At 62.0% G+C, this 13014-nt stretch carries 15 protein-coding genes and 1 tRNA gene; 9 read left to right on the top strand and 7 right to left on the bottom strand.

What is annotated here, in order from left to right; all coding sequences use genetic code 11:
• Positions 1–187 precede the first annotated feature (187 nt).
• Positions 188–1309 carry a hypothetical protein gene (locus J2R76_RS03490; RefSeq protein WP_244558920.1) on the top strand — a complete coding sequence of 374 codons (1122 nt, stop codon included), beginning with the start codon at positions 188–190 and terminating at the stop codon, positions 1307–1309.
• Between the two features lie 27 nt (positions 1310–1336).
• A complete protein-coding gene (locus tag J2R76_RS03485) occupies positions 1337–2719 on the top strand; it encodes a hypothetical protein (protein WP_057019604.1) in 1383 nt (460 codons plus the stop codon).
• Between the two features lie 17 nt (positions 2720–2736).
• Here J2R76_RS03485 and J2R76_RS03480 read toward each other — a convergent pair whose 3' ends face one another.
• On the bottom strand, positions 2737–3672 hold the full coding sequence (locus J2R76_RS03480) for a hypothetical protein (RefSeq protein WP_076831498.1): 936 nt from the start codon (positions 3670–3672) through the stop codon (positions 2737–2739).
• 123 nt (positions 3673–3795) lie between these two features.
• Here J2R76_RS03480 and J2R76_RS03475 point away from each other — a divergent pair, with 123 nt between their 5' ends.
• A complete protein-coding gene (locus J2R76_RS03475) occupies positions 3796–4080 on the top strand; it encodes a hypothetical protein (protein ID WP_244558921.1) in 285 nt (94 codons plus the stop codon).
• A gap of 72 nt (positions 4081–4152) precedes the next feature.
• Here the strand turns inward: J2R76_RS03475 and J2R76_RS03470 are convergent.
• A tRNA-Gly gene (locus J2R76_RS03470) sits at positions 4153–4226 on the bottom strand.
• A 491-nt stretch (positions 4227–4717) separates the two neighbouring features.
• On the opposite strand from J2R76_RS03470, the gene J2R76_RS03465 reads away from it, so the two are divergent.
• Positions 4718–5104: a YciI family protein gene (locus tag J2R76_RS03465; RefSeq protein ID WP_076831500.1), complete on the top strand. Its 387-nt coding sequence runs from the start codon at positions 4718–4720 to the stop codon at positions 5102–5104.
• 61 nt (positions 5105–5165) lie between these two features.
• Here the strand turns inward: J2R76_RS03465 and J2R76_RS03460 are convergent, their stop codons facing one another.
• Both J2R76_RS03460 and J2R76_RS03455 read right to left on the bottom strand, forming a co-directional pair.
• Positions 5166–5597, bottom strand: a complete 432-nt coding sequence (locus J2R76_RS03460) for a hypothetical protein (RefSeq protein ID WP_253623750.1) — start codon at positions 5595–5597, stop codon at positions 5166–5168.
• Positions 5598–5669: 72 nt separating this feature from the next.
• A complete protein-coding gene (locus tag J2R76_RS03455; protein ID WP_076831503.1) occupies positions 5670–6467 on the bottom strand; it encodes a lytic transglycosylase domain-containing protein in 798 nt (265 codons plus the stop codon).
• Between the two features lie 344 nt (positions 6468–6811).
• Between J2R76_RS03455 and J2R76_RS03450 the strand changes: the two genes are divergently transcribed.
• Positions 6812–7042: a hypothetical protein gene (locus tag J2R76_RS03450; protein ID WP_244558922.1), complete on the top strand. Its 231-nt coding sequence runs from the start codon at positions 6812–6814 to the stop codon at positions 7040–7042.
• A gap of 89 nt (positions 7043–7131) precedes the next feature.
• On the opposite strand, the gene J2R76_RS03445 is transcribed toward J2R76_RS03450, so the two are convergent.
• Positions 7132–7359: a hypothetical protein gene (locus J2R76_RS03445; protein ID WP_016843397.1), complete on the bottom strand. Its 228-nt coding sequence runs from the start codon at positions 7357–7359 to the stop codon at positions 7132–7134.
• Positions 7360–7422: 63 nt separating this feature from the next.
• Positions 7423–7719 (bottom strand): hypothetical protein, encoded by a 297-nt coding sequence (locus J2R76_RS03440; RefSeq protein WP_076831506.1) that lies wholly within the window; start codon positions 7717–7719, stop codon positions 7423–7425.
• A gap of 340 nt (positions 7720–8059) precedes the next feature.
• Between J2R76_RS03440 and J2R76_RS03435 the strand changes: the two genes are divergently transcribed.
• From J2R76_RS03435 to J2R76_RS03420, 4 genes are all read left to right on the top strand, one after another.
• Positions 8060–8455 carry an NUDIX hydrolase gene (locus J2R76_RS03435; RefSeq protein ID WP_076831509.1) on the top strand — a complete coding sequence of 132 codons (396 nt, stop codon included), beginning with the start codon at positions 8060–8062 and terminating at the stop codon, positions 8453–8455.
• Positions 8456–8596: 141 nt separating this feature from the next.
• Positions 8597–8746, top strand: a complete 150-nt coding sequence (locus tag J2R76_RS03430) for a hypothetical protein (protein ID WP_158074226.1) — start codon at positions 8597–8599, stop codon at positions 8744–8746.
• 861 nt (positions 8747–9607) lie between these two features.
• On the top strand, positions 9608–10921 hold the full coding sequence (locus J2R76_RS03425) for a chloride channel protein (RefSeq protein WP_076831512.1): 1314 nt from the start codon (positions 9608–9610) through the stop codon (positions 10919–10921).
• A 338-nt stretch (positions 10922–11259) separates the two neighbouring features.
• Positions 11260–11460 carry a hypothetical protein gene (locus J2R76_RS03420; RefSeq protein WP_057019610.1) on the top strand — a complete coding sequence of 67 codons (201 nt, stop codon included), beginning with the start codon at positions 11260–11262 and terminating at the stop codon, positions 11458–11460.
• Positions 11461–11539: 79 nt separating this feature from the next.
• Here the strand turns inward: J2R76_RS03420 and J2R76_RS03415 are convergent, their stop codons facing one another.
• On the bottom strand, positions 11540–12730 hold the full coding sequence (locus J2R76_RS03415) for an adenylate/guanylate cyclase domain-containing protein (protein WP_076831515.1): 1191 nt from the start codon (positions 12728–12730) through the stop codon (positions 11540–11542).
• Positions 12731–13014: the final 284 nt, after the last annotated feature.

The raw sequence follows: 13014 nt of genomic DNA, 5'->3' as shown, positions 1-13014 counted from the left end.
GCCGATCGGAAGCCGCCGGTCGTCCTACCGCGAGCCCTGCAACGGTGGCGAAGAGCGCGCCGACATTGTCGATGCATCGTCGTGGGTTCGCGCCAGCACCCAAGGTGGAACTTGCATGGCGATAGCGAAAGCCGCTTGAACCGGCGCTTCAGCAGACGCGACTGAGGGATAGGCTCGCCGACGCAAAATGCGTCCTACAGTTTATGCCAATGGTGTTGTTGCAATGGCGCCCTTAAAGCCCCCCGTCTGGCTCGATACCAATATTCTTATAGACATACAGAACGGGCAAAGAGCTGCGGCGAGCACCGCCGAGAAAGCGCTCAGCCGACGCTTCGAGAATGAAATTCTCAATCTGGCCAAGGACGGTCACGAGGTTCTGATCTCACCGCGGGTCAAGTTTGAATTTCTAAAGGGAGCGCGTGCTCAGTCCGGCGAAAAATTGCTCGCTGACTTGCGGATCGTCGAAGACAAGATGATGACCCAGGTGCCCCGCGCGCAAGTTTGGAAGTGGGGCAATGAGGGTTTGAATCACGGGCTTTCCGCGTTCGATTCCGATGTTGTTGCCCAGGTCAGGGCAGGCGGAGTGGCTCGCGGCATCAAGAATCCGGTGTTGCTGACCAGGGACAGCGGAGGAACGCTCATTGCTATGCGCAGGAGAGGCGTTCAAGCGCTCGACTTCCGGGCACCGGAGATAAGACTGAAGGTCCCGCGGAACACACCGACCCCGCCAGAGGTCCCGCCGCCGCCGGCGGGCTCCGTCGCTGGCGAGGGATTTTGGAGCGCGGCCAAGGCCGGCTTCAAGGCGGGTTTAAAGGAGGCTTTCAAGGCCGAGAATATCGCTGCGATGATCCCTGATCTGGTCCTTATGGTGGCCGACAAGGTCGCGGCCCGGGAGGCGTTCAAGAACATTCAAGTCAAGTTCATCAAGGAGGGCTTCGCAAAGGGGGTTGCAGCGGGCGTCATGGGTTGGTCCGAGGAGGAGGTTGCATCAAATCTGATGAACCGCATCACCGCGTTCAGAGTTCAAGGTCTGGAAGACCCTGCTGGCATCCTGACGCGCGCGACCATTCTGCAAGTGGCCGAAGCGTACGAAAACTATGCGGTGGTGATTGGATTTCAGTTCAGCTCTGCCAAGGACCTGAAATGGAAGCGCGAGATGGTCGCCAAGGGCTCCAAGATTCTGCATCAGTATGGATATTATTTCGGAACCGATCCGCAGGCGCTATTTGAGTACGAGTTCATCGACAAGCTAGCGTGGACGCTTCAGCCGACCACCAATGCGATAGTTGAGCCCGCAATCCGCCACTGAAAACGATCATATTGCTGGTGATTGCTCATGCCGCAATTGAAAGACAAAGTAGGACGGTTTGCCGCCACGGGTCGCAGCTGCCAGAACTGGAAGCAGGACCAGGAACTGGTCATCTCGCTGCTCAACAAGATCGCCATTTCCGACGGAGGAGCCGAGACCACGCTCAAACCGCAAATGGTCGTGACGGGTCACGCCAGCGACAGCCTCTACAACTCGATCCTGTATTTCCAGAAAAAGAACTTCCCGGGCACGCCGGACGGCTATATCCGGCCTGGTGGGCCAACATTCACTCGGCTCGTTGATCTCGCGACCAAGGCAGCCGCCAAGCCTCCTCCTCCCAAGGGTCAATGGGACGGGATCGCGACGCCATCCGTCGATGCCGCACTTCGCAAGGGTCTGCTCGACGATTCCAAGCTGGACTATGGGGAAGTCGTCGACATTATCAGGGCGACCGTCACGGACGGCATGGTCACCGCATTCGAGCTGGACGACCTGACCACTATTGCAAACACCTCCAGAACGCTTTCTCCGACTTCGAAGAAGCTCATCACGCTCTTCGTCGGCGACGAAAAGAAGAAGTGGCTCGGGGTTGGACCGTACGACCTCAACTCGGATCAAAAGAAGCTCGCCGCGGAGATGGTCTGCGATTTCCTCAAGAACACGAGGACCACATTCTTTCCGAAGCTCGACCCGCACCGCGTCGGGATAGGCATTCTCAGGCGAATTGCGAAGCCGAGCCTCATAGATCAGGATCAAGCGAGCATGTGCGGCCCCTCCGCGCTGATGTTCAGCTACGCATCCGACAAGCCGGGGCAATATGCGCGGTTCGCCATCGATCTGTATCAGAAGGGGCAGGCGAACCTCGGCCGCCTGCTGATCAAGCCGGGAAAGGACGTGAAAAACTACACGCCGCCCTACTCGCTGGACCACGTCGATTGGCTGACTTGCGCCTCCATTCGCGACTCCGAAAATTGGTTCCTCGATTTTGACGACACCGGCAGAATAAGCGACGTCGCGGGGATCACCTTGCCGAGCGAAATGGAGCAATGGTTCCGCAAGGCCGGATACCAGGACGTGCGCGAGGAGACCAATCTGAAATTCAGCAAAGGCATCGACAGCGTCAACGAAGCCAACGCCCTGCTCGCCAGTGGATACCGCGTATGCCTGTTCATAAGCGCCAACATGATCGAATATGACGACCAGTCGGATGAAGGCTCGGTGTTGACGCGGCACTGGGTCGTTTTGCGTGACAGGATACAAGTGTCGAACGGAAACGTGACGACAACGATCTTCACATGGGGCAAAGGAGATTACGCGATCCCGCATCCGGGCAAGGGTGGCGCTCAGAAGCCTCTCTCGATTGGGGACTTCCTTATGAATTATTACGGGTACATTGCTGCCAAAGCGTGAGTGGAGAACAAGCGCTCTCACCACGCGTTGAGGTCGGTGACGAGTTGCTTGTCCAGGGACAAGCTTTCCATGCCGCTGGAAAGCAAAATGCCGCTTCGATTATGGTGCCCACTGCCGGGAATGTTCCGCTTGTGGTGCAGGAAGTGACCGACCTCGTGCGCCATGACGCCAATGAACGCCTCGCCATAGTCGAACACGGGTGGATTGCCCTGATCGACAACCACGAAGACCTGCTCGTCGGGCAGATATTCCCCAGCCGCCTCGTTATCCATTGCGTCATAGTCGCCGACGAGAAAACACGTGAGATCGGCGCCGCGCACCTTGAACGGGACGATCTCCTTGCGGAAAACATCCCGCGAGATTTTTGGCCCCAGGGCTTTCCGGACCGTCATCCAAGTCGCCTCTGCCGGGGTGAAGAAGATATTTGCCTGAGCCCCGAACGTCCAGTTCAGCTTGGTGAGGAACCAGGGCACGTCGTCCGGCGTCCATTTCGTGGCGTTGATCAGATTGCCGGATTGATCGAGGTACTTGAGGAATTTGAACGCGATCGTGAAATCCTTGCGCGGCAGAATGGCGACATCCAATTTGATGCTTGTGCTGCCGCGTACGGCTTTAAGCTCGGGAATCCCTTTATCCTTGGGCGAGACCTTGAGGCCGCGCGCAGGGCCGTCCGGCCGTGCGGTGGCATACAGCGCTGTACGCAGGCGCAGCAACTGGTCGTCGCGCTCCTGGCCTTTTTGCTCCCTGAAGCGGGTCTTGATGTATTCCTGAGCGACACGTTCGACGTCATCGAGCCGCACATCCTCGACCAGGAGTCGATTGCGATCATACGACAGGCCAACGTCCTTGCTGTCGCGGAGGCAGACCAGGTTGAAGCCTCCCCGAGGAACGATCATGAAATTTTGCGTAGCGTACACACCCGAATTCTGCAGGAACTGAACGAAGCTCGGCATGGCTCCCCCCACCCCTCCTAATCCACGGACGGGATCTCGCCCGGTCCACCGCGCCGGGCATATCCATCCGGGATCGTGTCCGGTTGAGCGCACAAGATAGCGGAAATTGGCCTTGCGAGGCAGTTGATTTCGCTTGGTGTCGTGGAGCAGCAAGGGCGAATGCCGACTCAAGTGGAGCGCATTTCGAAGAAGATCTTTCCGGCTGCGGGCTTGCGCCCTGAGCTGACCTTCACGTCGGTTGGCCGGCATGGCGGGACCACCGAGGCGAGCACGTCCGGCCCCACAAGAACGCGACTGATGAAGAACGGCCAATGGTCATCGACCAAAGCGATGGCGCACGACCTTCATCATGACGACGAGGCCAAGCACGCACAGATCAAGCGGCGCAAGCAGGCGGCCAGAAAGTGAACGTTTGTCGGAATGGATTCGGCGCTGTTGTCGGAACGGAAATCAAATATTCCGATAAGTACCTCAAATTATTGGAGCGGGTGAAGGGAATCGAACCCTCGTATTCAGCTTGGAAGGCTGCTGCTCTACCATTGAGCTACACCCGCACCTCGGGTTCACCTAACACGGCCGGGCGGCGGCCTCAACTGCCCCGGCGTGCGTTCTGTTCTCCGGTAAACGAAACCATTTCGCCGCAATCCGGCCGGTTTTCCGGCGCGGCCGGGCCGGAGGCGGCCTTAACAGCGGCGGATTCGGCACCTATATTGGAAGTCCCATCAACAAAGAAAGGAGGTGATCTAGTGTCTTGTCTCAAGCGCTGTCACCTCGCTGGGATCGCCCGCTAGGCCCTGAGCAATCAGCCTGGCATCGGGGCGCTCTCAGCCCTGGACCAGCGAGACATCAATATCGGGGGCGCGGCGGAGCTCATCCGCCGCGCCTTTTTGCTGTTTTGGCCTGCGCGATTCGCCGCCGCCATGCCGGCCGCCGGGATACCTTGTCGCAACACAGAAACCGTCCGATCCGCTACAGATGAAATGTCGGCTCGGATCGCCGCGGGACGTCCTTGGGCCAGTCGCATCAGAAATAAGGAGCACATCAGATGCTTTATGCCATCCTGGCCTATCACGTCGAAGCCGAGGTCAAATCGTGGAACGCCGAGGAGGACGCTGCCGTGATGACGGGTCTGCGCGAGGTCCATCAACGGCTGAAGGGCAAGCTCGGTCCGGCTGCGCGGCTCGGCGATACCCGCAATGCCAGCACGCTGCGTGGGCCCGGCCACGGCATGGTGATCGACGGGCCGTTCTCCGAAACCAAGGAGCAATTGCTCGGCTTCTACGTGATCGATTGCACCGATGAGGCGGAGGCGATCGCCGCGGCGCGCGACCTGCGCAGCGTCAACCCGTCGGCGGTCTACGAGATCCGCGCGCTGAAGCTCTACATCCCCGGCGCGCCATTTCCGGAGACCGCGGGCCCGCGAGACGCGTAGCGCGTGTCCCCGCGCAAACGGCTGCTTGTCGCGCGGGAAAACCGCTTCGCACGTTTCCGGATCATGCCTTAGCGGCTGGAGCGCTTCGGCAGCTTCGGGAGTTTGCTCGGGTCGAACTTCGGCAGCGGCAGGTCCGGCGGCGGCTCGGGTGCCACCTCCTGGCTCGGGGAATCAGCGTCACCTCGAAGGCGAGATCGGGCACGGCATCCGCCCTGCCCGTGCAGGTCGCGATCGCGCCGGTCCAGATGCCCTCGAGCCGCACCACGAGGTCGTCGGTGCCGAACACGGTCGTGCCGTCTCTCGAGTGCCGCTGCGTGGTGAGCACGGCGGAGAAGCACTCGCCGTCGACCTCATAGGTGCCGCTGTAGAGCATGACCGCGTCGCTGCCCCACAGCCTGCCATCGGCGACGTGCACGATGCCGGTGCCGTCCGCAAGCGACGTTCGAAACCACGCCGCGTAGGTGCCGTTCTTGAGCATGGAGCCGGTCTCCATCTGCTCCCGTTTCACAGCGCACGATCTGGGCATCGTTGCGTTAACAGGCGATGAAGGAACTCGCGCCTGCGCTCATTGGCCGTCGATCTGCCGTCCCATGATGGCGATCGCCTTCTGGTAGACGCCTGCCGCGTTCCACGCCTCGATCGCGGCGAAGTTGGGTTCCCCGGGCTGATAGCCGGCGCCGGCGCGCCAGCCATGGGCGCGCAGGAAGTTCGCCGTCGAGCTCAGCGCGTTGGCCGCGACGTCGAGATTGCCGGTGCCGTAGGCGAGGACGTTCTTCGGCATGAACTGGGTCTGGCCGATCTCGCCATGCATCGAGCCGCGCGTGCTTCCGGACAACGTGCCGCGGTCGACGAGCTTCAGCGCCGCATAGAGCTGGTCGGTGAAGAACTCCGGACGGCGGCAGTCATAGGCAAGCGTTGCGATCGAGGACAGCATGTTCTGGTTGCCGCGCTGGCTGCCAAAGCCGCTCTCCATGCCCCAGATCGCGATCAACGGTCCCGGCGGCACGCCATAGCGCTGCTGGATCGAGGCGAACAGCGCGGCTTGCGACTGCTTCAGCGATCGGCCGCGCGCCACGATGGTCGCAGATCCCCGCTTGGCCATGAACTGCTCGAGCGACAGGCCGAAGCTGCGCTGGCCGCGATCCGCGGCAATCGTCGCACTGGCGTAATGGGTCTGCATCAGCGCGGCGATCGCGGTGGCGCCGATCCCTTTGGCGCTCGCCTCGCCCGAGAACTGCTGCTTCCAGGCTTCGAACCCGCCGGGCCCGTTGCCGCACTGCGCCGCGTTCGCTTCAGCCCCCAGCGTTGCAACCATCACGACGATGGCGAGCGCCGACGCCGCAACCTGCCAGCCCCTGATCATCCGAAACTCCTCCGCAAATATGCCGCCGCCCTCGCGGGCGCGGCGCTGACGATGGCCGGATGGACATGACCCGGCGATGAACGATCCGCCTCAGATTCGGCCTCGGACCGTCACGATATGTCGCCGGCAGCGGATTGGCCATCCCGCCCGCCTCAGGCAGGCCGGGACATTTGGCCCCTGCGCCCGGAAGGCGTCACGCGCCGGGCGTAACGACGAACACGGCATGCGTGACGATGCGGATCGCGCGTGAGACCCGCGAAATCCGGTGGTGAACGGCGTGCGATGTAGTAGGTTCTCGGCGGGCACGGCGGCCCCGCTGTCCTCCAACTTGGGAGGCGATGGCTATGATGAAGACCCTGTCACTTCTAGCGGTCCTGCCCTTTATCGGCGTCCTGTCGATGTCGACGGGCCACGCCGCATCCACATGCTCGACCAGCAATTTCGGCATCTCTGCAGTACCGTGCGGGAAGCGGTATGCGGTCAGCTCCGAAGCCTGCCGGAAATACGTGATCGAGCATGGCGCATCGCCCGCCGAATCCTGGTGGTACTGCAGCAGTCAAGGCTACGCGAAATAGTCGGCACTTCCTGAGCGAGGCTTTTCGCCGCCGCGGACAGAGCGTCGAGCTGCCGCGACGTCGAACACGCGTGCCTGCCGGTCAGCATGTTAAGGCACGTCGCCTCTTCTCACTGGACCGACGGTCTGCGGCCGGTTGAGGAAGAACTCGCGATTGCCGAGCGCGGCCTCCGCATACTGGTCGATCGCCACGATGATCGCCTGCACGTGGTGAAAGCACCAGCCTTCCCGCGTCGCCATGTGCCGGACCTCGGCCAGCGCCTTGATCCAGGGCGCGTGGTCATCGCTGTCGTGGAAATACCGAAGCGGCTCTCTCATCTTTTCCTCCGGCACATCACGTCTTGCAGCTCGGCGCGCAGCCGCCGCGTCCCGAGCACTCGGTCATGCACGCGCTTCGCCGGCGGCCAGCTCTCGCTTCGCCGGGCGAATGAAGGCTGACGTCGCGGCGCGACGGCGCGGTGCAACGCTCGCATGCACGATGATCGGATCGCGGTCGCCCAGGACCTCCCGCTCCTCGACCAGGCGGCTCATGACCAGCCGCATCTTCAGGAGATCCCCGGCGACGAAGGCGCAGTCCTCATCGCGGTTGATCTGCTGGCGCATGATGGCTTCGGCCTCGAGCATGCTGACGCGCAGCGCCCTGATCTGCCTGCGAATTTCGCTGATGCGGTTGTCCATGGCGTCCTCCAATTCCCGGTGGAGGGCAATTAGAACAAAACAAGAACATTGAGTCAAGCAGCGAAAGCCGTCCGTCATGGGTATCGTTATCACGACGCAACCGGGTGAGTTGCAGTCACCGACCGTAACAGCTTTCACGAATTCAACGTGAGGTACCGGACATCAAGCGAGATCAAGAAGCCGCGGCCGACCGCGCGCGGCGAGGATCGCAGCCGTCAAAGACAAACGGCCGACATACGACTGTGGAACAATGCGGCATCGAACTTGTCTACACAAATAGACAAGTTAAAATGGGTCGATTCTATTTCGATCATTGCGCAGCAAATGCCCAAGTACTCCAATGCCCAAGTCCTCCAAGCTGGTAGCCGCGAAGCGCGGCAAGGTTCTTCTGGTTAGACGCCGATCTGACGGGCTGTGGATGTTTCCCGGCGGGCGCAGGCGCGCGCGAGAAACCGGGAAGGATTGCCTCAAGCGCGAGATCAAGGAGGAGCTGCCGAAGCTCAAGCTCGGCAGGCTGAGCCTGTGGAAGGAAGTGACGGCCAGGAACAAGCGTTCCGGCCGCAGGATGAGCGACGCGATCTTCATCGCCAAGAACGCCAAGGGCCGACTGGCGATCGGCGACAAGAAGGAGATCGACCGCGCCGCCTGGCAGAAGCCGCGGGGCCTTCGCCTGACGCCGACCTCCCGCTACATCCGCGACCGGCTGTTTCCAAGCAAGCAGCGCCGCCGGAGATAGGCGGCTGGACCATCGCTGCTTGAATGCGCCGCGCATCCACCCCAAAGAAACGGCCCCAGCGAGGGGCACAAGCTGGGGCCGCGAGTTTACCTTGATCGTCCAGACGCTGCCGGCAGGGACAGCACCGAACGTGTGACAATCATGCTCCGCCGCGTCGGTTCCTGGACGGCGCGCCTGGACGCGATCCCGGAAGGATGGGCCGTGAGCCTCATGCAGCGGCAGCTCACGGCCGAGCACATCTCGATGCTCAACATGATGCTTGGCGAAGCGCGGCGACATGGGATGTCCTGATTCCCCAAGGCGAATGTCCTGATGGGTGCGGCACCCTCTCTGGTGCCCCATCATGATCGTCGGATAAGCATCCGCAGACCAAGAGTTCCACCGCAGGAACACCGTACTGATCCGGATTTCTGGACAGATAGGACGGTCGTAATACCAACCCTGCCGGCGTTACCGTTCTTTGCAGAGCATTTTTTCACGACTGAGTTTTTACAGACCTATTATGACCGGCAGAAAAGGGCCGCCGATGCGACGGCCCTTTTCGATTCAGTGCCCATGTCTTCGCGCGGCAATGATCCCGGTGACGCACCCAAATCGGTACCAGGCAAAGAACGAGGCCGCCAACCGGCGGCCTCCTTGTTGAGTGGCCCCAGCAACCTATGGGGGCCTGGGAGGGCAGGCGCTGGGGCCGTCTACCGGCCCGGTTGGCGCAGTCGGGCCAGGTGAGCTTCCATCAAATGAACAGAGCAACGGCAACCATTGCGATTGGGCAAAGTCCCAATACGACGATGCCCGCTCGAACAATCACTTCGGACATGACATGCGCCCTTCAATGGGGCGATCAAAATACGCCGCAGCGGAAGCCGCGCAAAGTGCAGTTTGTGCCAGATTTTCCGCGTCCCTCAATCATGCGTCACGGCGGGAAAGTACGCGCCAAGGCGGAGTCGTTCAGACACCAAAACTCACGCGCGAACCTCCCGGAGATCGCCGAAGAGTGAGGCCCCGGCCGGTATCGCGAATTTCGGCCCTGGAGTTTGGCGGCTGCGCCGGCACACCGTGCTGATTTCTTCAGCTTCGCATACCGCCGACGCGTGCTAGGAATGACGTGATCCGCTGCGTATCGGACCACGACATGAGCCAGAACTCGTCAGAATGACCTTCCCCTCCAACCGCCAGAGGCGGCTGTTCAGACTGGTCTCCGCGCGTTGGCAGCGCCGCGCCCTGTTCTTGCTGGGCGGCATTGCGGTCGGCGCGGCGGCCGTCGCGCTGGCACAGCTCGCCGATCTGGCACAGATCGCGTTCGGCGCGGTGGTATCCCGTTTCCATTATGCCTCGCTGGTGCTGACGCCGGCCGGGTTCGCGCTGTCGGTGTTTCTGACCAACCGCTTCTTTCAGAACGCGCAAGGCAGCGGAATCCCGCAGGCGATCGCCGCACGCCATCTGACCGACCAGACCGCGCGCGAAAGCCTGGTTTCGCTGCGCGTTGCCGCCGGCAAGATCCTGCTGACTCTGTTCGGCCTGTTGTGTGGCGCGTCGGTCGGGCGCGAGGGACCGACGGTGCAGATCGGCGCCTCGATCATGTTTGCGCTCGGCCGCTTCTCGCCGCGGCGCCAACCCGGCCTGATCCTTGCCGGCGCGGCCGCTGGTGTCGCGGCCGCTTTCAACACCCCGCTGGCCGGGATCGTGTTCGGCATCGAGGAAATGAGCCGTGCCTTCGAGACGAGAACCAGCAGCCTGATCATCGGCGCGGTGATCGCTGCCGGCCTGACCTCGCTCGCACTGATGGGCAACTATACGTATTTCGGCACCAGCGCGACGGCCCTGCGCAACGGCACCGACTGGCTCGCGGTCCCGCTCTGCGGCGTTGCCGGAGGTCTTGCGGGCGGCCTGTTCAGTCGCATCCTGATCACAATGGCACGCGGGTTTGCCAATCCGGTCGGAAGCGCGATCAAGCGTTATCCAGTCGGTTTTGCCGCAATCTGCGGATTAGCGGCTGCGATTTGCGGGATTGCGTCCGACGGCGCGATCTATGGCACGGGATATCAGCAGGTCAAATCCGCGCTCGAAGCCGGAGCACAATTGCCGGCGAGCTTCAGCGTCTGGAAATTCCTCGCGACCACGTTCGCCTCGATCAGCGGCATGCCGGGCGGCATCTTCGCGCCCTCGCTCGCGGTCGGTGCCGGGCTCGGCTCCAACATCGCGCCGCTGTTTCACGGCGCGCCGCTGCCGGCCATCATGCTGCTCGGCATGGTCTCCTATTTCGCCGGCGTGGTGCAGGCGCCGATCACCGCCTTCGTGATCGTCACCGAGATGACCGACAATCACGCGATGGTCGTGCCCTTGATGGCCGCGGCCCTGATTGCGCACGCGAGCTCACGCCTGATCTGCAAGGAAGGCGTCTATCACGCCCTCGCCAAGGGCTTCGTCGAGCGCGCTGCGCCGGCGCAGAAGATCACCTCGATCTGAATTCCCGGCACCAAGGGAAAATGCCCCGGCATCTCGCGTTGCCGGGGCCGTCCTATTCCCATGCTCACGGCGAACCGCCGGTGTCGATAATCAGGGCGGACCCTCTGGGCCTTGAAAAATTTCCTTAATGAAAAAGCCTGCCCAGCATCCGAAGATTCGCGCGATCCGGCGTTTCGGAAAATAACGGGTGTGAATCCAGCTTGAATAAATTTCGTCTGGAACAAACGGAATGTTTCAGTGACTCTTCATGCGTGAACGGAGTTCCGGGGTTCCTCGGGGAGCGGACTTGTCGCGGCGACGTTGGTCTATGGGCAATCCCTGAGAAAGGGGGAAGCACCATGGTCGAGAACGTCATGACCAACGCCGGCTATTGGCGGGATCGAGCCGCCAAGACACGTGCCAAGGCGGAGTTGTTCAGATACCAAAACTCACGTGCGAATCTTCTGAAGATCGCCGAAGAGTACGATCGTCTGGCCAACTATGCCGAGCAGCAATTACTGCGCGCACCGAGAGTAAACCTGTCCGGCCGATCTCCTTAACGGCAGGAGCCTTTGGACATTGGGCCGTCTTAGCCGGGTGCGTGCGCCGCACGTCACGCTGCTTTCGGCCAATGGCGCCTCAGCCGCGATACGCAAACAGCTCGATCGGCTCGCTGAAACCGCGCACCAAATGCTCGCCGACATGCTCGAGCGCGAAATCGTGCGAGACCAGATCGGCGAAGGCGCGCGACAGCAGCACGTTTCGTCCCAACTGCTTGGTCAGAGCCTCGAGCCGCGAGGCCATGTTCACCGCGGGGCCGATCACCGTGAAGTCGAGCCGGCTGCGCGATCCGATATTGCCGTACATGACGTCGCCGACATGGACGCCGATGCCGTAATTCATCGGCGCCCGGCCCATCATGCTGTTCTTTTCGCTCAGCGCCGCCATCGCCTGCCGCGCCTCGGACACCGCGTGCAGCAGGTTGGCGCAGGCCCTGGGATCGCTGAGCGGGAAAATCGCAAGCAGACCGTCGCCGATGAATTTCAGGATTTCCCCGCCGTGCCGCGCAATCGGCTCCGACATCGCGTCGAAATAGTCGTTGAGGAGATCGATGACATCGTCGCGCGGCCAGGAGTCCGAGATCCGGGTGAAGTCCCTGAGGTCGCAGATCATGATCGCGGCGCGGACCGTGGTGCCGCTGCCCCGCCGCGTCGCACCCGCCAGGATCATCTCGCCAGCATGGGTGCCGACATAGGTCTCGAGCAGCGTCCGCGCCAGGCGGTTCTTCATCCGGATTTCGCTGACCAGCGCCAGCACCGGCAGCACCTTGCGCAGCTCGGCGATGTCAGCGTCATCGAAACCGCCGGACCGGTCGGTCGCGAAGGTCACGACATGCCGCTTGCCGAGCGTATGCAGCAGCGGCCACGCCACATAGTCGGTCAGGCCTTGCGCGCGCATCTCGTCAAAGAGCGCATGCGTGCGGCCAGGCGCCCGTTCGAGCCGCTCGCGCACTTCGCCAGCGCCCTGGTGGATTTCGTAGACCGGGCTGCCGATATATTCCGAGCGCTCCCTGACCTCGTAGTCGACCCGCGTGATCTCGGCCTCGCGCTTGCCGTCGCCCCAGATGATCCGGGCGCCGAGCCATTGCGGATGCTGGATCAGCAGATTCATCGTCGCCCGCTTGAGCGGGATGCCCCTGCCCTGCAACCGGATGCAAAGCTCGGCGAAGATATTGTCGATGAAGCGCTCGTCGCGGGTCTCGTTGGTCAGCCAGGCCACCACGTCGCCGCCAGACTGCGGCGTGACGGACTCGATGTTGGGGGCGTTCATGGCTTGCTCCGGAGCGGCAGGTGGGATCGGCACGCGATATGTCGTGCTTCTGCCCGGCAACGTCAACGCCACCAGCGGTAACGTGATCGGGCGTACCGGTGGTCAGGGCTCTGAATGCCCGCCCTGTCCTGCACTGCGCGTGGTGTGGTCAGGACGGACGCACTGCCAAAATATCGAAAACAACCCCATGCAAACCCCATGCAAAGGTGCCGGCGGACACGGCAACTGTCCGGCGACACCGCAACTTGACTCGTCGGGCAAATCAGCGGTACGATTCCATTATT

This window comes from Bradyrhizobium sp. USDA 4532 (genome assembly GCF_024171315.1).
GTDB classification, from domain to species: Bacteria; Pseudomonadota; Alphaproteobacteria; order Rhizobiales; family Xanthobacteraceae; genus Bradyrhizobium; species Bradyrhizobium australafricanum.
This window is presented reverse-complemented; position numbering and strand designations above follow the sequence as displayed.

Coding starts and splice junctions, on each gene's coding strand:
- J2R76_RS03445 (WP_016843397.1), bottom strand. CDS start 7,359: ATGAGAGAGCCGCTTCGGTATTTCCACGACAGCGATGACCACGCGCCC.
- J2R76_RS03415 (WP_076831515.1), bottom strand. CDS start 12,730: ATGAACGCCCCCAACATCGAGTCCGTCACGCCGCAGTCTGGCGGCGAC.
- J2R76_RS03425 (WP_076831512.1), top strand. CDS start 9,608: ATGACCTTCCCCTCCAACCGCCAGAGGCGGCTGTTCAGACTGGTCTCC.
- J2R76_RS03455 (WP_076831503.1), bottom strand. CDS start 6,467: ATGATCAGGGGCTGGCAGGTTGCGGCGTCGGCGCTCGCCATCGTCGTG.
- J2R76_RS03460 (WP_253623750.1), bottom strand. CDS start 5,597: ATGGAGACCGGCTCCATGCTCAAGAACGGCACCTACGCGGCGTGGTTT.
- J2R76_RS03485 (WP_057019604.1), top strand. CDS start 1,337: ATGCCGCAATTGAAAGACAAAGTAGGACGGTTTGCCGCCACGGGTCGC.
- J2R76_RS03450 (WP_244558922.1), top strand. CDS start 6,812: ATGATGAAGACCCTGTCACTTCTAGCGGTCCTGCCCTTTATCGGCGTC.
- J2R76_RS03465 (WP_076831500.1), top strand. CDS start 4,718: ATGCTTTATGCCATCCTGGCCTATCACGTCGAAGCCGAGGTCAAATCG.
- J2R76_RS03435 (WP_076831509.1), top strand. CDS start 8,060: ATGCCCAAGTCCTCCAAGCTGGTAGCCGCGAAGCGCGGCAAGGTTCTT.
- J2R76_RS03480 (WP_076831498.1), bottom strand. CDS start 3,672: ATGCCGAGCTTCGTTCAGTTCCTGCAGAATTCGGGTGTGTACGCTACG.
- J2R76_RS03490 (WP_244558920.1), top strand. CDS start 188: ATGCGTCCTACAGTTTATGCCAATGGTGTTGTTGCAATGGCGCCCTTA.
- J2R76_RS03430 (WP_158074226.1), top strand. CDS start 8,597: ATGCTCCGCCGCGTCGGTTCCTGGACGGCGCGCCTGGACGCGATCCCG.
- J2R76_RS03440 (WP_076831506.1), bottom strand. CDS start 7,719: ATGGACAACCGCATCAGCGAAATTCGCAGGCAGATCAGGGCGCTGCGC.
- J2R76_RS03420 (WP_057019610.1), top strand. CDS start 11,260: ATGGTCGAGAACGTCATGACCAACGCCGGCTATTGGCGGGATCGAGCC.